This window comes from Micromonospora sp. NPDC049203, from assembly GCF_043197215.1.
Taxonomy (GTDB): domain Bacteria; phylum Actinomycetota; class Actinomycetes; order Mycobacteriales; family Micromonosporaceae; genus Micromonospora.
On the sequence record NZ_JBICSV010000003.1, the window covers coordinates 288,861 to 306,928 of the forward strand.

At 73.1% G+C, this 18,068-nt stretch carries 17 protein-coding genes; 10 read left to right on the forward strand and 7 right to left on the reverse strand.

The window, feature by feature from the left end; translation table 11 throughout:
- The first annotated feature begins 1 nt into the window (after position 1).
- From ACGFIA_RS10315 to ACGFIA_RS10325, 3 genes are read left to right on the forward strand one after another with little or no spacing between them, the layout of a single operon-like run.
- Positions 2–199 (forward strand): hypothetical protein, encoded by a 198-nt coding sequence (locus tag ACGFIA_RS10315; protein ID WP_357469775.1) that lies wholly within the window; start codon positions 2–4, stop codon positions 197–199.
- Between the two features lie 2 nt (positions 200–201).
- Entirely contained in the window at positions 202–735 is a 534-nt protein-coding gene (locus tag ACGFIA_RS10320) for a hypothetical protein (RefSeq protein WP_357387512.1), read from the forward strand.
- Positions 736–750: 15 nt separating this feature from the next.
- Positions 751–2,322: an AAA family ATPase gene (locus tag ACGFIA_RS10325; protein WP_357469778.1), complete on the forward strand. Its 1,572-nt coding sequence runs from the start codon at positions 751–753 to the stop codon at positions 2,320–2,322.
- 30 nt (positions 2,323–2,352) lie between these two features.
- Here ACGFIA_RS10325 and ACGFIA_RS10330 read toward each other — a convergent pair whose 3' ends face one another.
- From ACGFIA_RS10330 to ACGFIA_RS10340, 3 genes are all read right to left on the reverse strand, one after another.
- Positions 2,353–2,913 (reverse strand): hypothetical protein, encoded by a 561-nt coding sequence (locus ACGFIA_RS10330; protein ID WP_393259533.1) that lies wholly within the window; start codon positions 2,911–2,913, stop codon positions 2,353–2,355.
- A 272-nt stretch (positions 2,914–3,185) separates the two neighbouring features.
- On the reverse strand, positions 3,186–4,208 hold the full coding sequence (locus ACGFIA_RS10335) for a hypothetical protein (RefSeq protein ID WP_357469784.1): 1,023 nt from the start codon (positions 4,206–4,208) through the stop codon (positions 3,186–3,188).
- Positions 4,209–4,404: 196 nt separating this feature from the next.
- Complete coding sequence (locus tag ACGFIA_RS10340) at positions 4,405–5,232, reverse strand: TrmH family RNA methyltransferase (protein ID WP_393259535.1); 828 nt, start codon at positions 5,230–5,232, stop codon at positions 4,405–4,407.
- A gap of 132 nt (positions 5,233–5,364) precedes the next feature.
- Between ACGFIA_RS10340 and ACGFIA_RS10345 the strand changes: the two genes are divergently transcribed.
- Positions 5,365–7,539, forward strand: coding sequence for an acyltransferase family protein (locus ACGFIA_RS10345; RefSeq protein ID WP_357469787.1), 2,175 nt, complete (start codon positions 5,365–5,367; stop codon positions 7,537–7,539).
- Between the two features lies 1 nt (position 7,540).
- On the opposite strand, the gene ACGFIA_RS10350 is transcribed toward ACGFIA_RS10345, so the two are convergent.
- Positions 7,541–8,161 carry a pyridoxamine 5'-phosphate oxidase family protein gene (locus ACGFIA_RS10350; protein WP_357387524.1) on the reverse strand — a complete coding sequence of 207 codons (621 nt, stop codon included), beginning with the start codon at positions 8,159–8,161 and terminating at the stop codon, positions 7,541–7,543.
- A 167-nt stretch (positions 8,162–8,328) separates the two neighbouring features.
- Here ACGFIA_RS10350 and ACGFIA_RS10355 point away from each other — a divergent pair, with 167 nt between their 5' ends.
- Genes ACGFIA_RS10355 through ACGFIA_RS10365 form a run of 3 tightly spaced genes read left to right on the forward strand, consistent with a single transcriptional unit; the run spans position 8,329 to position 10,542 of the window.
- A complete protein-coding gene (locus ACGFIA_RS10355) occupies positions 8,329–8,835 on the forward strand; it encodes a DUF2231 domain-containing protein (protein WP_357387526.1) in 507 nt (168 codons plus the stop codon).
- On the forward strand, positions 8,832–9,368 hold the full coding sequence (locus ACGFIA_RS10360; protein ID WP_357387528.1) for an Hsp20/alpha crystallin family protein: 537 nt from the start codon (positions 8,832–8,834) through the stop codon (positions 9,366–9,368). The genes ACGFIA_RS10355 and ACGFIA_RS10360 overlap by 4 nt, the downstream gene beginning before the upstream one ends.
- A 7-nt stretch (positions 9,369–9,375) precedes the next feature.
- Positions 9,376–10,542: a glycosyltransferase family 9 protein gene (locus ACGFIA_RS10365; RefSeq protein WP_393259538.1), complete on the forward strand. Its 1,167-nt coding sequence runs from the start codon at positions 9,376–9,378 to the stop codon at positions 10,540–10,542.
- Here ACGFIA_RS10365 and ACGFIA_RS10370 read toward each other — a convergent pair.
- Complete coding sequence (locus ACGFIA_RS10370) at positions 10,517–11,389, reverse strand: glycosyltransferase family A protein (protein WP_357387530.1); 873 nt, start codon at positions 11,387–11,389, stop codon at positions 10,517–10,519. The two genes, ACGFIA_RS10365 and ACGFIA_RS10370, sit on opposite strands and share 26 nt — an antisense overlap.
- Positions 11,386–13,386 carry a D-glycero-beta-D-manno-heptose 1-phosphate adenylyltransferase gene (gene rfaE2, locus ACGFIA_RS10375; RefSeq protein ID WP_393259540.1) on the reverse strand — a complete coding sequence of 667 codons (2,001 nt, stop codon included), beginning with the start codon at positions 13,384–13,386 and terminating at the stop codon, positions 11,386–11,388. Before rfaE2 ends, ACGFIA_RS10370 begins: the two co-directional genes overlap by 4 nt.
- 122 nt (positions 13,387–13,508) lie before the next feature.
- Here rfaE2 and ACGFIA_RS10380 point away from each other — a divergent pair, with 122 nt between their 5' ends.
- A complete protein-coding gene (locus tag ACGFIA_RS10380) occupies positions 13,509–14,066 on the forward strand; it encodes a type 1 glutamine amidotransferase domain-containing protein (protein ID WP_357387534.1) in 558 nt (185 codons plus the stop codon).
- Between the two features lie 54 nt (positions 14,067–14,120).
- Complete coding sequence (locus ACGFIA_RS10385) at positions 14,121–15,788, forward strand: MDR family MFS transporter (RefSeq protein ID WP_357469793.1); 1,668 nt, start codon at positions 14,121–14,123, stop codon at positions 15,786–15,788.
- Between the two features lie 7 nt (positions 15,789–15,795).
- On the opposite strand, the gene ACGFIA_RS10390 is transcribed toward ACGFIA_RS10385, so the two are convergent.
- The gene (locus ACGFIA_RS10390; RefSeq protein ID WP_357387538.1) at positions 15,796–16,287 is read right to left on the reverse strand and encodes an NUDIX domain-containing protein; all 492 of its coding nucleotides are present in this window, start codon (positions 16,285–16,287) and stop codon (positions 15,796–15,798) included.
- 99 nt (positions 16,288–16,386) lie between these two features.
- Here ACGFIA_RS10390 and ACGFIA_RS10395 point away from each other — a divergent pair, with 99 nt between their 5' ends.
- Positions 16,387–18,021, forward strand: a complete 1,635-nt coding sequence (locus tag ACGFIA_RS10395) for a fatty acid--CoA ligase (RefSeq protein ID WP_357470022.1) — start codon at positions 16,387–16,389, stop codon at positions 18,019–18,021.
- Positions 18,022–18,068: the final 47 nt, after the last annotated feature.

An 18,068-nucleotide genomic window follows, 5' to 3' on the forward strand; every position in this document is an offset into this window, starting at 1 on the left:
GGTGACCGGAAAACCCGACCCGACCGCATCGTCAGTACCGGGGCAGCGCACCGGCGACGCCACGGTGCCGTGGGCACGCCAGTCCGCGCCGCAGCAGCCCCGCTCCACCAGCCGGGTCCGCCGGATGGTCACGGGCCTGCCGTCGTGGGATCCCCTGCCGCCCGGTGAGATCCTGGTCCAGCGTTCACGGCGGAGCTGATCGTGTACGCCACCGGCGGCCACTACGCCGCGTGGGCCGCCTTCCTGGAGAACTGGGCCGCCGGCGCCACCCCGGATCCGGCGACCCTGCCCGCGATCGCCGACGACGACCTGCACGGCGACAACTGGGAACGGTTCGTCCTCCGGCTCACCGACGCCCTCTCGCAGCGCCTGCAAGCGGGTGCCGACCTGCTGTCGCGGGAGCTGAGCGGGGCCCGGGACGAGTTCTCCGCGGCCCGTGCCATGCACGACGCGCGGGCCCGGCTGGCGCCCATCCGGGCGGTCGCCGGACACCCCGGACTCCCCGGCGAGCTGCGCCAACGACTCGTCGACACGATCGAGGCCCAGGTGCGGTCCCTGCAGACGTCGCTCGAAGACCAGATCGTGCGGCTGGAACGCACCGGCACGCCGCGGGCCGCCGTCGAGGCCCGGCTGCGCACCGTACGCGAGAACGCCCTCACCACCACGCCGGCCGCCCCCGGGGGTGGCTGGGACATCGCCCCCACGCACCGGCCGACGCGCCGGGTGATCATTTGACGAAGCCGAGGCATCGTGTCGAACTACGCCGAATCCCTGCGTGACCTGGACAGCTACATCGCCGCCCGGGTGCCGATCATCGGGGTGCGCACCATCGAGCAGACCCGCGCGCTGCGCCTGGTCCGGCAGATGGCGACCAACCCGAAACGGTCCGCGCTCCCGTTCTGGATCTACACCCGTGCCACCGGGGTACGCGACCTGCGGCACAACACTCCGGCCCTGGAGGACCGGTCGCTGACCGGCGCGCTCGAGTTCGCCGCGCAGCAGTTCACCAGCCGGGCGCAGGCCACCGTGATCTTCGTCGACCCGGAGGATCTCAGCGGCGACAACTCGGTGACCCGGCACGTCGCCGAGCTCGCCCGGCTCGCCGACGCCAACTCCGGCAGCCTCGTGGTCATCTCGGACACCCCGATGTGGAGCGGGCTGAGCCGGCTCGGCATGTCCGTCACGCTGGACCTGCCCGACGCCGACGAGATGTACGAGGTGATCGTCGAGTTCCTGCGGGACCACCACGGGATCGTGCCGATCACGTGGACCGAGCAGGACGCCCGCCGCGCGGCCGAGTTCCTGGTCGGGGTGCCGGAGGGCACCGCGATCAACGTGATGGCCACGCTGGTGACCCGCGGCAGCGTCGAGACCAGCGACGTCGAGCACCTCGCCGAGTTCAAGGACAAGCACTTCGGGTCGCTGGCCGGCCTGGAACGGGTACGCCTCAGAGAAGCCGACCGCCAGGTCGGCGGGCTCACCAGCCTGCGGGACTGGCTACGCCGCAAGCACAAGCTGATGGTCGCCGACCTGCGCGGCAGCGAGTTGCGCCCGCCGCGGGGCGTACTGCTGGTCGGCGTTCCCGGCTGCGGCAAGTCGCTGTCGGCCAAGGCGATTGCCGGCGAGTGGCGCCTGCCGCTCTACCGTCTCGACTTCGCCGCGATCCTCGGCCAGTACGTCGGCCAGTCCGAGGGCCGGTTGCGGGAGGCGCTGGAGACGGCGGACCGGGTGGCGCCCTGCGTGCTCTGGATCGACGAGATCGAGAAGGGCCTCGCCGGTCAGCACGACAGCACCGGTGTGGGCCGCCGCCTGGTCGGCCAGTTCCTGTTCTGGCTCCAGGAGTCGGCGCACCGGGTGTTCGTGGTCGCCACCTCGAACGACGTCCGCTCGCTGCCACCGGAGCTGCTGCGTAAGGGACGGTTCGACGAGCTGTTCTTCGTCGACCTGCCGGACGACGAGGACCGTCGCGAGATCATCGCCATGTACTACCGGCGTTACGTCGGGCAGGAGCCGCAACCGGAACTGCTCGACAAGCTGGTCGGCATGTCCGACGGGTTCGCCGGCAGCGACATCGAGTCGGCCCTGCACGAGGTGGGCGCCGAGGTCATGCTGAACGGTGGGGCGGCCGCCCTGCGCAGCGAGTTCGTCACCGACACGTTCGCCAACACGTTCCCGCTCAGCCGGACCAACCCGGAGCAGATCGAGGAGATCCGTGGCTGGGGCCGGGAACGGGCGGTGCCGGCGGGCCGGGCGCCCGGTGCCGCCGCGGGCCCGTCCGGCGGCCCCGCGCAGGGCCGGCGGGTGGTGGTGTTCGGCGACTGAGCCCGCGCCCGGTGCGGCGGGCGCGTGCACTCATGCCAGCAGGCCGGCTGCCAGCACGAGGGCGCCGCCGCCGACCAGCGACGCGACGATCAGGCAGAGGCGGTCGATCCACGCCCGCACGAGATACGCGCTGCCGGCCCGGCCCCGGACGTGCCGGATCACCGGGCCCTCCAGCGTGGCGAGGACGTCGAGTTCGCGTACCACCGCCACGTCCGCCCGCCGGCCCCGCCTGCCCCGCCGGGCCCGGACGATGTCACCGGCGCGCAGGGCCTCGTCGGGCACGCTGCCTTGGAGCGCGTACCAATGGGTTCCGCCGTCGGGAGACCGGATCCGGAACCGGCGGACCGTGACGTCGCCGTCCTGCCTGCCGCGTGCGTACCGGCGGCTGAGCCGCGCCGCGGCCAGGCCGGCGGCGGCCAGCGCGAGCGGCACGAGCAGTCCGGCGGCGACGATGACGCCGTCCAGGGTGCCCAGGGCGGCACGCACCGCGGTCAGCACGATCGTCAGCACGGCAGCGCAGGAGAGCACGATGGCGCCGCGGAACCGGCGGGTCTCGACATCCGGCTGGACCGGCCCCAGCAGGACTCCCACGAGCGGACCGGCCGTTGTGGTGGGCGTCTGTGGTCGCGGTGCGGACGCTGGTGGTGCGCTGGTGGAGGTGCGCTCACCGCTCGGCGGCCCGGCTCCGGCCGGGCCGGGTGCCCGTCTGCCGGAGCCGGCTCCGTCGAACGGTGGTGGTCCGGTGTGTGCCGGGTCCGCGTCGCCGGCCGGTCCGAGGACACGCCGCCTGTTCGTCGGTGGCGGCGGGGATGACGGCTTCGTCCCCGTACGCCGCCGAGCGCGCGCCCACGGTGGAACGTCACTCACTGGTGCGCCTCGAGTTTCCGTGCCGTGCACTGGTTGGTCAGCCGTTCCCCGGTCAGTCCGGGAAACCGTTTCGCACACCAGCGCTGGACCGACTCCCGGGTGGGGAAGTCACCGAGCGCGAACGTGACCCACAGGGGGTTGCCCTGGTAGAGCTGCCGCTTGCCGAAGTCGGTGCTGAGTACGAGCACCACGCTCGTGCCCCGGCTCGGGGCGGACCGCAGAGCCAGGTGCTCGGCCAGGATGTCAGCCGCGGTGAAGGTGTGCGAACCGGCGGCGGTGGTCTGAAGCGGATCCACGATGCCCACACTCTTCGACGCGAGCTGTGCGACGAACCGGCCGTCGAACACCGTCGTGAGGGCGTCCTGCTGGCGTAGCTGCTCCAGTTGCTCGAGCGCTTCGGCCTCCGGCCCGGTCGCCGGGTCGGTCGAGGGCTCGGGGCCCGGCTCGGCCGGCGTGGACTCGGGCACGGGCGCATCGCCGGTGGTGGTCGTGGCCGGGAACTCGGTGAACCCGGCGTCGGGCGGCGACGGGGCAGCGGCCGGAGGCTGCGTCTGCCGGTCGCCCTGGTTCGCCATCGTCACGGCGGTGACCCCGCCGACCGCCGCCAGGAGCACCGCGGCGACGGCGCCACCGACCAGCACCACACGCCGGTTCGGGACGGTCGGGTACACCGGCTGGTCCGGCTGGTCGACGGACCGGCTCGGCGGGGCGTCCGGCGCGGGCGTCGTCGCGGCATCCCGGATCCACACCGGAGTGCTTTCCGCATCCGCATCCGCCGCCGGCGACGGCGAGGAGGCGGGTTCGGCGGGCGTGATCGGCGCCGTGGTGTCGTCGGGCGTGGTGTCGACGATCGGGGTGTCGGCGGGCGGGGTGTCGGCGGCCGGGGCCTGCTCGGGGCGGGGAGGCGTGGCCGGCCGGGGAGGCGGCTCGGCTGCCGGGGGATCCGCCGAGGGAGCCGGCTGCGTGGACAGCAGCGAGGTCAGGTCCCACGCTCCCGCAGCCGGTTCGTGATCGGTCATGGCACCCCTTGCCGGATCGCCGAGTCGTCGTGTGGGCCGTCTCCGAAGCTAGTTGTACGCAGCGTCGCCGACATCCACCGAGCCGGTGACCATTCACCGATCAGTGTTGATGCCGACGGGACGGTCGGCATCGACAGTCGCCTGGACGGCCGGTCCCCATCCCGACCCATGTCGGAATCGGCCCGGCCCTCTCGGGTTACCGCTGCTTCGCGCGCTGCCGCGCGGCCTCGTACAGCGCCACCGTTCCGGCCGCCGCCGCGTTCAGCGAACTCGCCGCCCCCACGATGGGGATGCGCACCATCCGGTCGCTGGCCTCCTGCCAGCCCTTGCTCAGCCCGTGCGTCTCGTTGCCGACCAGCAGGAGAGTGGGGCCGGTCAGGTCGTGCTCGGCGACGTCCACGTCCCCGTGCTCGTCCGTACCGATGATCTGGACCTGCGGCAGCCCGTCCGCGCGGACCGCGGCGACCCAGTCCAGAATCTCGCGGTGGCTGGCGACGCGCACCACGGGTACGGCGAACAGCGACCCGGTGCTGGCCCGGACCGCCTTCGGGTCGTACGGGTCGGCGGCGTGGCCGGTGACGATCACGCCAGAGGCGCCGAAGGCGTCGGCGGAGCGGATCAGGGTGCCGATGTTGCCGGGGGTCTTGGGGCGGTCGAAGACCACCACGAGCATGGCCGGCCCGGCCGGGATGCGGGCCAGGTCGTCGGCGGGCTGCGCCACGACGGCCAGCAGCTCGGGGGACTCCTCCTCCTTGCCGCTCAGTTCCCGCATCAGCTCCGGCGCGAGCGCGACCCGCCGGGCGTCGGCGCGGTCGAGCAGGTCGCGGCACCAGCGGGACAGGGGCTGCCGGTCCGGGTGCAGGAGGGCGCGGATCTCCCAGCCCTGCTCCAGGGCCACGGTGATCGGGCGTACCCCCTGGACCAGGAACTCCCCGGAGCGCTGCCGCTTGGTGCGGTTGGTCAGCAGCGCCTGCCACTGCTGGAAGCTCGCGTTCCGGGTGGTGATCGTCAGGGTCTTCGCCACGTCGCCGATTCAACCTCATCGCAGGCCCGGGCCACCCACCGGATGCGATCGAGGCGGAGCGGCGTGATTGTCCCCCCGCCTGACGAGCCGTTATCGTTCCCTGGCCCCAGCCCGCAGAGTTTGAGGATCGCGATGACTTCCCCGCCGTTGACGAAGGTTGCCGATCGGGAGGGCTCACCGGACCAGGGGCCGGCCGGTACGGCGACCGGGCGCGAGCCGGGCCGGGAGACGACGCCGAGCCGGTTCCGGGCCGACGTCGCCGGGCTCCGGGCCGTCGCCGTGGGGCTGGTGCTGCTCTACCACGCCGGGCTGCCGTTCATCCCCGGTGGCTTCGTCGGCGTCGACGTCTTCTTCGTGATCTCCGGTTTCCTCATCACCGGGCAGCTCATCTCCGAGATCGAGCGAAGCGGGCGGGTCTCGCTCACCGGCTTCTACGCGCGCCGAGCCAAGCGGATCCTGCCCGCCGCCACGGTGGTGCTGGCGGCCACCGCCGTCGCGGTCCGGCTGTTCGTACCCCGGGGTGAGTGGCAGGTCATCGGCGGTGACATCGCCGCCGCGGCGACCTACGTCGTCAACTGGCGGTTCGCCGACCGCGCTGTCGACTACCTGGCCGAGGACGTCGCGCCGTCGCCGGTGCAGCACTTCTGGTCACTCGCCGTGGAGGAGCAGTTCTACCTGCTCTGGCCGCTGCTGATCGTGCTGGCCCTCCTCGCCGCGCGCAAGCTCCGGCGGGCGAACGTACGGCCGGTCCTGTGGGCCGGTCTCGCGGTGCTGGCGGTGCCGTCGTTCGTCTGGTCGATCGTCGAGACGGCGAACTCGCCGGAGCGGGCGTTCTTCGTCTCCACCACCCGGCTGTGGGAGCTGGCGGTCGGCGCGGCGGTAGCGCTGCTGGCGGTCCGCGCCGCGCGGATGCCCCGGTCGGTGGCGCTCGTCCTCGGGTGGCTCGGCCTCGTCGCGATCGTGGCGGCGGCGCTGCTGGTCAGCGGCAAGACCGCGTGGCCGGGATACGCGGCGGCGCTGCCCACGCTGGGCGCGGCGGCGGTCATCGCGGCCGGCGCCGCAGCCGGCTCCCGGGGGCCGGTGATGGTGCTCGGCCTGCGTCCGTTCCAGTGGATCGGTGACCTGTCGTACTCGCTGTACCTGTGGCACTGGCCGATGCTCGTGGTGGCCGCCGCGCACTTCGGCGACCTGTCGGTGACGCAGGGCCTGGTGGTGGCGCTCGCCTCGGTGGTGCCGGCCTGGCTCACGTTCCGGCTGGTGGAGAACCCGCTGCGCTACTCGCGGAAGATCTCCACGTCGCCGCGTCTGGCGTTGAGCCTGGGCGGCAACTTCACGCTCGCCGGCATCTGCGCCGGCCTGGTCCTGGTGCTGATGGGCGCGTGGGCCGCCGCCGCGACCACCACCAAGAGCCGGTACGCCCCGGGCGCCGCGCTCCTGTCGACAGCACCGGGCACCGCGCCGATCGGTCCGGTCCCGGAGCGGTTCGACGTGATCACCCCGGATCCGCTGCAGATCCGGCAGGGCTTCATGGACGTGCCGGACACCAACCGCGACAAGTGCTTCCAGCAGGTCGAGGGTGCCGAGGTGCTGTCCTGCACGTACGGCGACCCGAACGGGGCCACCACCGTCGCGCTGGTCGGCGACTCGAAGATGGACCAGTGGCTGCCCGCGTTCCAGGTGCTCGCCGCGCAGAACGGCTGGAAGCTGCGGATCATGGCGAAGGCCGGATGCGCCTTCACCAGTGCCCAGGTGCTCAAGGGCGACGGGTCCGGCAAGCCCTACACCGACTGCATCCAGTGGAACCGCGCGCTGCTGGAACGCCTGGTGCAGGAGCGCCCCGACTACGTGGTCACCTCGCAGTCGGCGTCCACGGCCCTCGACAGCGCAAGCAAGCGCGCCACCGTCGCCGCGATGGTGTCCGGCGTACGGGCCTCGTGGAAGAAGCTCGACTCGGTGGGCACCAAGGTCGTCGTCCTGGCGAACAACCCGCACCCGGGGGCGGCGGTGGCCTGTGCCGACAAGAACCGCAAGCGACTGTCCGCCTGCGCGTTCGACAGGGAGCGCCACGACCAGGACCCGGGCTACCGGATGCAGCGGCAGGCGGTCGCGGGCGCGCCGAAGGTCAAGATGATCGACCTGTTCGACGCCGTCTGCCCGACCGACAGGTGCCCGGTGGTGTTCGGCAACGTGCTCATCTACCGGGGCGGCTCGCACATCGGCGCGGCGTACGTGAAGACCACTGCACCGCACCTCGCCCGCGCCCTGTCCGACGTCGGCGTGCCGGCGCGCTTCACCCCGCAGGAGTGAGTCAGACGTACAGCTTCCGGGCGTAGTCCGGGCCGTAGTGGTGTTCCAGGTCGGCCAGGCTCTCCGCCGGGGCCTCCACCTCCTTGATCAGCCGGGGCCGGGTCGGCAGCACGTCCGGCTGCCACGTCTCCGGCTTCCACAGCTCGGAACGCAGGAACGCCTTCGCGCAGTGGTAGAAGATCTGCTCGATCGCGACCTCGACGGCGAGCACCGGCCGGTGGCCCTTGACCTCCATGTCGGCGAACCACGGCGCGTCGGAGATCAGCCGGGCCCGGCCGTTGATCCGCAGGGTGTCGGTGCGGCCGGGGATCAGGAAGATCAGCCCGACGTGCGGGTTGGCCAGGATGTTGCGGTAGCCGTCGGCCCGCCGGTTGCCGGGCCGCTCCGGAATCGCGATCGTGCTGTCGTCGAGCACCAGCGCGAAGCCGGGCGGGTCACCCTTGGGGGAGACGTCGCAGGCACCGTCCGCGCCGGCGGTGGCGAGCAGGCAGAACGGCGAGGCGGCCAGCCACTCCCGGTCGCGTTCGTGCAGCGTACGGCGTTCCTTGGCGAGCGCCCGCGCGGTCGGCGTGCCGAGCACGTCACGCAGTTCCGCCTCGTCGGTGATCTCCCGGATCGTCACGTCTTCCTCCCCCGTCCGTTGACCTCGACGGCGGTTCCGCCCCGCGACGGGCCGCGATCCGCCATGGTCAGCCTAGGTGAGCGCGTCGAGCGCCGGGTTTGCCCCCGGGGCCGACGGGTAGGGACCGGTGCGCAGCGTGCGTCCGGACGCGACGGATGGAGGCCGAGATGGAGAGCCGACTCAAGGTGCTCGGCCATCCCGTGCATCCGATGCTCGTGATGTTCCCGGTGGCACTCTTCGTGACCGCGGTGATCTTCGACCTGGTGGACACCGTGGGCGGGCCCGGCTTCCTCGCCGAGGTCGCGTACTGGAACATCACCGTCGGTCTGATCGGTGGCCTGCTGGCCGCGGCGGCCGGGGCGTTCGACCTGCTCGCCCTACCGGCCGGCACCCGCGCCAAGCGGGTCGGGCTCACCCACGCCGCCGCCAACGTGGCGGTCATCCTGCTGTTCGCCGCCGTCTGGGTGGTCCGGCTCAACGCGGACTCGCGGGCGGCCGGCGGCGCGCTCGTCGCCATCGAGGTGGTCGCCCTGGCGATCCTCGGCGTCAGCGCGTGGCTCGGCGGCGAACTGGTGGACCGGCTCGGTGTCGGCGTCGACCCGGAGCACGATCTCAACGCGCCCAGCTCGCTGCGACCCCCCTCGGCGACACGGCGGATCGGAGACGTGCGATGACGGAACAGAGTGGCGGACGGGGCTGGCGTGGCCGCCAGCAGGGCTGGGATCCGATGGGCGAGCTCCAGTCGCTGCGTTCGGAGCTGAGCCGGCTGGTCGGCGGACGGTCCGGCGGCCAGGACGTGGACCTGGCCGAGACGGCCGACGGCTGGGAGGTGGTCGTCCGGCTGCCCGGCGTCGCGCCGGAGGAGGTCGCCGTCGAGCTGGACGACCGGGAACTGTGCGTACGCGCGCGGTCGGAGGCCGAGGTGAACGCCGACCACGGCATCCCGGGCGGCTTCACCACCCGGGGCTTCGAGTACCGCGTGGACCTGCCGTCCCGCGTGGACCCGGACCGGATCGACGCGGTGATGGACCACGGCCTGCTCCGGGTGCGCCTGCCCCGGGCGGCCCGGCCCGCGCCGCGCACCATCACCGTCGGCCGCACCGGCCCGCGACCGGCCGCCGACCGTACGCCGATGCCCGCCGACCCGGCCGCGGACCGCGAACTGCACCACCCGGACACCGCGCTCGACGAGATCGACAGGCCGTAGGAGCCGCGTGACCAGCCCGTCCGACGACTCCAGCTCGGCGCGTCTGCCGCCGCGCCGCGACTCGTCGGTGCTCGGACCGGTCGGCGAGCGAGTCCCTGACGTCGAGCGGATCGCCGTGCTGCGCGCGAACGCGCTCGGTGACTTCATCTTCGTGCTGCCGGCGCTGGACGCGCTGCGGTCGGCGTACCCGTCGGCGGAGATCGTGCTGCTCGGCGCGCCGTGGCACGCGGCGCTCTGGCGCGACCGGCCCGGCCCGGTGGACCGGGTGCTTGTGGTGCCGGCGGCGCCCGGCATCCGCGACCCGGGGCCCGGCGAGTCGCCGGGCGACGTGCCGGCGTTCCAGGCCGCCGCCCGGGCCGAGCGGTTCGACCTGGCGTTGCAGGTGCACGGCGGCGGCGGCAACTCGAACCCGCTCGTGGCCGGGCTCGGCGCCCGGGTCACCGCCGGGCTGCGGGCCGAGGGCGCGCCGCCGCTGGACCGGTGGTTGCGCTACGTCTACTACCAGCACGAGGTGATCCGCTACCTGGAGGTGGCCGCGCTGGTCGGCGCGCCGGCCACCACCATCACCCCGGCGCTGGCGGTCACCGCCGCCGACCGGGCGGAGGCCGCCGCCGTGCTCGGCGAAGCCACCCGGCCCCGGGTGGCGTTGCACCCGGGCGCCACCGACACGCGGCGGCGCTGGCCGCCGGAACGCTTCGCCGAGGTCGCCCGCGAGCTGACCGGAGACGGGTACGAGGTGCTTGTCACCGGCACCCCGGCCGAGCAGGAGACGGTCGACGCGGTGGTGGCGGCGGCCGGCGTGCCGGTGCGTCCCCAGGTCGGCACGCTCAGCCTGGGCGCGCTCGCCGCCGCCTACGCGGACTGCGCGCTCGTGGTCTCCAACGACACCGGCCCGCTGCACCTGGCCGCCGCCGTGGGTGCGCCGACAGTGGGCGTGTTCTGGGTCGGCAACCTGATCAACGGGGCGTCGCCGCTGCGCGGGCGGCACCGCCCGATCGCCGCCTGGACCACCCACTGCCCGGTGTGCGGCGTGGACTGCACACCCGGGATCTACCCGCACCGGCCGGGCGACGGCGAGTGTCCGCACCGGGTGTCGTTCGTGGCCGACGTGCCGGTCGCCGAGGTGGTCGAGGCGGCCCGCGAGCTGCTCACACCTCCGCCGGTGACTCGCTGAGCACCACCTCCCACGCCTCCACGTCGCGTTCGGTGACAGTGGTCGGCGACTCCAGGTGGTAGGCCCCGCTGGGCAGTACCCCGGCACCGCCGTGGCGCTCCAGCACCGCGAGCTGCGCGGCCACGTCCTCGCCCTGGTGCCGCTCGGGCAGCCGCTCCCAGAAGTCGAAGCCGCCGGAGTCGACGAGCTTGGCCCGGTCGTAGAGCACGCACCCGCCGATCCAGGACACCTTGTACGCCCGCCACTCGCCCGCCGCGAGGTGCAGCTTCTCGGTGATGTGCAGCAGGTTCGCCGCCGGGTGGATGGACGCCCGGTGCCACTCCGGCGTGCCGGGCAGGATGCGTTCCGGCACCGGCGGCCCGGTCCACTCCTCGTAGTGCTCGTGCGTGTCCGGGCGGACGTCGTCGGCGTAGGAGAGCCCGTGCACCGCGTTGCCGACGAACCCGCAGCCCAGCTCGTCCAGTGCGGTGACCAGGCGGGACAGTGCGCCCGGCTCCAGCCACACGTCGTCGTCGAGGCAGAGCACCGCGTCGGCCGCCGACTGGGCCAGCAGGTACGACCGGTGCTCGGCCAGGCCACGCCGCGGCAGCCGCCGGGTCAGCAGCACCGGATGCCCCCGGTGGCGCAGCGCCCGGACCATCGTGGCCGCGGCCGGGTGCGCGTACGCGGGCTCGCCGTCGGACTGGTCGCTGACGACCACCCCGAAGCCGGGTACGCCCTCCTGGGCGGCCAGCCCGGACAGCGTGACCGCCAGCTCGGCGGGCCGGTTGCGGGTGGGGATCAGCACGTCGAGCCGCCGGTGCTGCCGGAACCGTCCGGGCGTGCCCGGGTCGAGCGGACGGGTCACGCCGGCCTGCCCTCGCCCACGGCGGGGCTGTGCTCGCCGGGCATGACCTCACGGCCCTCGCTTCGCTCGGTGCGTTCGTTCATGCTGTGCTCGCCGGGCATGACCTCACGGCCCTCGCTCCGCTCGGTGCGTTCGTTCATGCTGTGCTCGCCGGGCATGACCTCACGGCCCTCGCTCCGCTCGGTGCGTTCGCCCATGCTGTGCGACTGGGCGCGGATGCGGTCGATGATCGCCGAGGTGGAGCGGTCCGGCACGTACCCGAGCGTGCGCACCTGCCCGCCCAGCCGCCGTACCAGCGGTGCCTCCGGCACCATCTCCGGCGGGTAGTCGCCGCCCTTGACGTAGACGTCGGGCCGGACCGCCTCGATCAGCCGGGCCGGGGAGTCCTCCTCGAAGACCACCACGTGGTCGACGCAGGCCAGCGCCGCCAGCAGGGCGGTCCGGTCCTCGACCGGGTTGACCGGCCGGTCCGGGCCCTTGAGCCGCCGTACGCTGCCGTCCGAGTTGACCGCCACGATCAGCAGGTCGCCGAGCGCGCGGGCCTGCGTCAGGTAGCGGACGTGCCCGGGATGCAGCACGTCGAAGCAGCCGTTCGTGAACACCACCGACCGCCCGGCCTGCCGGTGCTCGTCCACGAGCGCGGCCAGCTCGTCCGCGCCCACCAGAGCCGGGTGGCCGCCCTCGTCCGCGCCGGTGCCGAGCGCGGCCAGCAGGTCCTGCCGCCGGCACACGCAGGTGCCGGTGTCGGCCACCGTGATGGTGGCGGCGAGCTGGGCGAGCTGGGCGGCGGTGGGCAGTCCCGCGTCGGCGGCGAGCGCCAGCGTCATGGCCGCCAGGTAGGCGTCCCCGGCGCCCACCGCGTGGCTGGCCGGGACCGGGGTGCTGTGGCTGCGCCGGGGGGTGCCCTCGGCGCCGCCGACCACCGCGCCCTCGGTGTCCAGGGTCACCGCCACCACGTCGGCGCCGGTGTGCGCGCGCAGTTCGGGCAGGCGGGACTCGGCCAGCACGGCCCGGTCCACGCCGGCGCCGGCCGCCGCGCTCACCGTCACGCCGGTGCCGGTGACGCTCAGCCCGTCCCCGGTCAGCGCCACCCGCTCCTCGCCGGGCACCGGCTCACCGGTCGGGCCGGCGGGCGCCTGCGCGGCGGGCGTGCCCGGGGCCGGGTGCGGGCCACCCGGCGCGCGGTCGCCGGATCCACCGGGCGCGGCGCCCACCATCAGCTCGGACGGGCCGTCGGCCTCCGCCGGGTGGTCCAGGTGCAGGTCACTTCCATGGGGTACGGCGTCCCGCTCGGCGTGTGCGAAACCGGCGGCGGCGCGGGCCAGCAGGCGGGTCGCCTCGGCGAAGCTCGGCGTCACCACAGTCGGGTTCAGCCCGCGCCAGTCGGCCAGGTCGTGCGCGTCGAGCGCCACTGTGCCGTACCGGTCGCGGTTGGCGACCAGCCAGGCGCGTACCGCCGAGGGCAGCGCGCCCAGGCCGTAGTCGCAGACCACGAGCGTGACCGGCTGCCCGGCGGCCACCGCGCGCAGCTCCTCGGTGGCGCAGTGCAGCGCGGTGAGCAGGCGGGCCACGGCGTCGGCGTCCAGCCCGTCCTCCGGGCTGCCGGAGTCCTCGCGGAGCAGGATCTGGTTGCCCGCGAGCATCCGCCGCTTGACCGGCGTGTGCCGGCCCGGCTGGCTCACCGTACGGTCCCAGACCGCCGCCCGGTCCAGGCAGTCGTGCAGTTCGTCACCGGCCACGTCGGCGCCGACCGGGGCGACGAGCGCGACCCGGCCGCCGAGCGCCGCCACGTTCACCGCCGTGTTGGCGGCACCGCCGGCCGCGGAGATCCGCCGCCGCAGGGTGAGGACCGGCGCGGGTGCCTCCCGGCAGAGCCGCTCCGACTCGGCGAACCGCCACTCGTCCAGCATGGCGTCCCCGACGACCAGCACGGGACGCTGCTGCCAGCTCGCCACAACGGTGGCGAGCCGGCGCTCTTCCGCTGCTGCTCCTGCCATGCCTCTGCGGATCCCCCCGGGCCGTCGGGCCAAACGCGACGCGGGCCACCCGATGCGTCCGGTTTCGCGGCATCGGGCGGGGGAACCGTCTCACACGTATACCCCGGAGAGGAGAGAACAGCATGGCAGCGACACTTCAGGGCAAGCGCATCGCCTTCCTGGCCGCCGACGGCGTCGAGGAGGTCGAGTACACCAAGCCCCGGGAGGCGGTGGAGAACGCCGGCGCCCAGGTCGAGCTGGTCTCCATCGAGTCCGGCACGATCCAGGCCTTCAACCACCTCGACCACGGCAAGCAGTACCAGGTCGACGTCACCACCAAGGAGGCGGACGCCGGGGCGTACGACGCCCTGGTCCTGCCCGGTGGCGTGGCGAACCCCGACTTCCTGCGGACGGACCCGGAGGCGGTCCGGTTCGTCAAGGCGTTCTTCGACGCCGGCAAGCCGGTCGGCGTGATCTGCCACGGCCCGTGGACGCTCGTCGAGGCGGACGTGGTGCGGGGCCGCACCATCACCTCCTGGCCGAGCCTGCGCACCGACCTCACGAACGCCGGAGCGAACTGGGTCGACAAGGAGGTCGTCACCGACAACGGGCTGGTCAGCAGCCGCAAGCCGGACGACCTGCCGGCGTTCTGCGACAAGATCGTCGAGGAGTTCGCCGAAGGGCGACACGCCGCCCGCTGAAAACTCGTACGCCCACCGGGGGCATGATCCGCCCCCGGTGGGATAGGAAGCGGGATGACCGCCCAAGCCGCCCGTCCCGCGCTGCCCGCCCGTCAGATCCGCCTGCTGATGTTCGGTCTGATGACCGGCATGCTGCTGGCGGCGCTGGACCAGACCATCGTCGGTACCGCGCTGCCGACGATCGTCGGTGAGCTGGGCGGCATCAACCACTACTCGTGGGTGGTCACCGCGTACCTGCTGGCGTCGACCGCCTCGACGCCGCTGTACGGCAAGATGGCCGACCTGTACGGACGCCGGCCGGTCTTCCTGTTCTCGATCGGCATGTTCCTACTCGGCTCGCTGTTGGCCGGGCTGTCGCAGGACATGACCCAGTTGATCGTCACGCGGGGCGTGCAGGGCCTCGGCGCTGGTGGCCTGATGACGCTGGCGTTCACCATCATCTCGGACGTGGTGTCCCCCCGGGAGCGTGGCCGCTACCAGGGGTTGTTCGGTGCGGTGTTCGGCGTGTCGTCGGTGGCCGGGCCGCTCGTCGGCGGCTACTTCGCGGAGAACAACTGGCGGTGGATCTTCTACATCAACGTGCCGCTGGCGATCCTCGCCATCGTGGTCTGCTGGCACGTGATGCGGCTGGTGCCGTTCGAGCGCCGGGAGCACACTGTCGACTGGATCGGCGCGGCGCTGCTGGTGGCCGGCGTGAGCTGCCTGCTGCTGGCGCTGAGCTGGGGCGGCGCCGAGTACGCCTGGGGCTCCGGCGTGATCGTCGGACTGTTCGCCGCGGGCGCGGTGCTCGGCGTGCTGTTCGTCGTCCAGGAGGCCCGGACCAGGGAGCCGATCCTGCCGCTGCGGCTGTTCCGCAGCGCCACGTTCGCGCTCGCCAACGGGGCGGGTTTCGTGCTCGGCCTGGTGATGTTCGGGTCGATCATCTTCATCCCGCTCTACCTCCAGATCGTCAAGGGCGCCTCGCCGACCCGCAGCGGTCTGCTGATGCTGCCGATGATGGCCGGCGTCATCGTCACCTCGGTGCTCACCGGCCGGGCGATGAGCCGGATCGGCAGGTATAAGTGGTTCCCGGTGGCCGGCGCGGCCGTACTCGTGGCCGGCATGCTGCTGTTCCAGCGGCTCCAGGTGGACACCTCGCTCTGGCTCGCGTTCGGCTACATGGTGGTGATCGGCGTCGGGCTGGGCCTGTGCATGCAGTCGCTGATCCTGGCCGTGCAGAACGCGGTGAGCGTCCGCGACCTGGGCGCGGGCACCTCGTCGGCGACGTTCTTCCGGTCGCTCGGCGGCTCGTTCGGCGTGGCCATCCTCGGCGCGGTGCTGTCGTCCCGGCTCACCGCCGAGATGTCCGCGCGGCTGCCGGGCGCGCTGGCGCAGCTCCCGCCGGAGCAGCGGGCGGCGGTGGCGGCCGGCGGGAACTTCTCGATCAACGATCCGGCCGCCATCCTCGCGCTTCCCGCTCCGGTACGCGCCGCCGTCCAGGCCGCGTTCGTGGAGTCGCTGCACCTGGTCTTCCTGACCACCGGGCTGATCGCGGTGGTCGCCGTGCTGGTCACGCTGGCCATGCCGAACCACCAGTTGCGCGGCACCGGCCCGCAGGGCGCCACCGGCGGCGCCGACCCGATCGGCGGCAAGGCGCCCGCGCCCGGCGGCAAGCCGCTGGCCAAGGAGTCGAAGGAGGAGGCCGCCGCCGAGATGGAGGCGAAGTCGCAGACGATGCTCTGAGCCGCGGCTACTTGAGGATCAGGCGGTTTGTCTGCTCGAACACGTCGAGGTCGGCGAGCGTCTCGGGCACGCTCGACGACAGCGGGTGCGGGAAGTCCGCCGGGCGGAAGAACCCGGCGTCGGTGGTCTCGTCGGTGAACCGGGTCAGCTCGCCGTCCCACTCGTCGACCCGGAACGCGGTGGTGAAGACCTGGTACGTGTGCCCGTACATGTTGGTGTGGGTGCGATCAGGGCCGGTGTAGAGCGCGAACGCGCTCACCCGCAGCGCCCGCAGCCCGGTCTCCTCGCGGACCTCCCGGACCGCGCAGTCGGCGATCGACTCGCCGAGTTCCATGGCACCGGCCGGCAACGCCCACTGGCCGTTGTCGGAGCGCTGGATCAGCAGCACCCGGGCGGCGTTGTCGCGCACCACGGCGCGGGCGCCGACGAACATCAGGGTGCGGTCACCGGCCAGGGCGCGGAGCTGCCCGACGTACGAGTCGGCCCACGAGATGCTCACCCGGACAATCTACGCACCGTTCGCTGCCGCCTCGGCGATTCCGGGGGTTACGCAGATGTGACCGCCGCCACTACTTTGTCACCCATGCGTAGCACGATGATGGATGCCCCTCTCCAGGTCGCCCGGATCCTCGAACACGGCTCCACCGTGCACGGCGCGGCGGAGGTGGTCACCTGGACCGGCGCCGAGCCCCGCCGGATGACGTACGCGGAGGTCGGCCGCGCCGCCGCCCGGCTGGCCCACGCGCTGCGCGACGAGTGCGGGGTGACCGGCGACGAGCGGGTCGGCACGTTCATGTGGAACAACAACGAGCACCTGGTGGCCTACTTCGCCGTGCCGAGCATGGGCGCGGTGCTGCACACCCTCAACATCCGGCTCTTTCCCGACCAGGTCGCCTACATCGCCAACCACGCGCAGGACCGGGTGGTGCTCGTCGACACCACGCTCATCCCGCTGCTCGCCCGGGTGATCGGCGAGATGACGACAGTCGCGCACGTGGTGGTGGTCGGTGGCGGCGACCCGGCACCGCTGCTGGCCGCGGCCGGTGCCCGGATCACCGTGCACCACTGGGACGCGTTGCTGGCCGACCGCCCGGACCACTTCGACTGGCCGGAGGTGGACGAGCGCGACGCCGCCGCCCTCTGCTACACCTCGGGGACCACCGGCAACCCCAAGGGCGTCGCCTACTCGCACCGCTCGATCTACCTGCACTCGCTCCAGGTCTGCATGCCGGAGGGCTTCGGGCTCGGCCCGAACGATCGGGAGCTGGCGATCGTGCCGATGTTCCACGCGATGTCGTGGGGCCTGCCGTACGCGGCGTTCCTCTCCGGCGCGTCGCTGATCATGCCGGACCGGTTCCTCCAGGCCGAGCCGATCGCCACGATGATCGCCGCCGAGCGCCCGACGCTGGCCGGTGCGGTGCCGACCATCTGGACCGATCTGCTGGCCTACCTGGACGCGCACGAGGTGGATCTCTCCTCGCTGAAGGAGGTGATCGTCGGCGGATCGGCCTGCCCGCCCGCGCTGATGCACGCGTTCCACGACCGCTACGGCATCGACGTCATCCACGCCTGGGGCATGACCGAGATGTCGCCGCTGGGATCGGTCTCCCGGGCACCGGCCGGCGCGACCGGCGAGGACGCCTGGCGCTACCGCTACACGCAGGGCCGCGTCCCGGCGGGCGTGACCGCGCGGATCGTCGGCCCGCTGGGCGAGCCGCTGCCCGCCGACGGGACGTCGGTGGGTGAGCTGGAGGTACGCGGGCCGTGGGTGACCGCCCGGTACATCGGCGACGACGCCCCGGAGGAGGAGAAGTTCCGGGACGGCTGGCTGCGTACCGGTGACGTCGGCACGCTCTCGCCGGACGGCTACATCACGCTGACCGACCGCGCCAAGGACGTGATCAAGTCGGGTGGGGAGTGGATCTCCTCGGTCGAGCTGGAGAACGCCCTGATGGCCCACCCGGCGGTGCTGGAGGCGTGCGTGGTGGGCGTGCCGGACGAGCGCTGGGACGAGCGTCCGCTGGCCACGGTGGTGGTCCGCGAGGGCGCCTCGGTGACCGCCGAGGAGCTGCGTGACTTCCTGGCCGGCTCGGTGGCCCGCTGGCAGTTGCCGGAGCGCTGGGCTTTCATCGACGCGGTGCCGAAGACCAGCGTCGGCAAGTTCGACAAGAAGGTGGTGCGCTCCCGGTACGCCGACGGCGGGCTCGACGTGCGGGAACTGACCGCGTCGTAACGCTTCGGGGCGTACCGTCGCCTACACGGGTAGGACGCGTTCCCAAC

Excerpts from the sequence above, each read along its gene's own strand:
- ACGFIA_RS10355 (WP_357387526.1), top strand. The coding sequence starts at position 8,329 with ATGGAGAGCCGACTCAAGGTGCTCGGCCATCCCGTGCATCCGATGCTC.
- ACGFIA_RS10380 (WP_357387534.1), top strand. The coding sequence starts at position 13,509 with ATGGCAGCGACACTTCAGGGCAAGCGCATCGCCTTCCTGGCCGCCGAC.
- ACGFIA_RS10335 (WP_357469784.1), bottom strand. The coding sequence starts at position 4,208 with ATGACCGATCACGAACCGGCTGCGGGAGCGTGGGACCTGACCTCGCTG.
- ACGFIA_RS10360 (WP_357387528.1), top strand. The coding sequence starts at position 8,832 with ATGACGGAACAGAGTGGCGGACGGGGCTGGCGTGGCCGCCAGCAGGGC.
- ACGFIA_RS10345 (WP_357469787.1), top strand. The coding sequence starts at position 5,365 with ATGACTTCCCCGCCGTTGACGAAGGTTGCCGATCGGGAGGGCTCACCG.
- ACGFIA_RS10385 (WP_357469793.1), top strand. The coding sequence starts at position 14,121 with ATGACCGCCCAAGCCGCCCGTCCCGCGCTGCCCGCCCGTCAGATCCGC.
- rfaE2 (WP_393259540.1), bottom strand. The coding sequence starts at position 13,386 with ATGGCAGGAGCAGCAGCGGAAGAGCGCCGGCTCGCCACCGTTGTGGCG.
- ACGFIA_RS10395 (WP_357470022.1), top strand. The coding sequence starts at position 16,387 with ATGGATGCCCCTCTCCAGGTCGCCCGGATCCTCGAACACGGCTCCACC.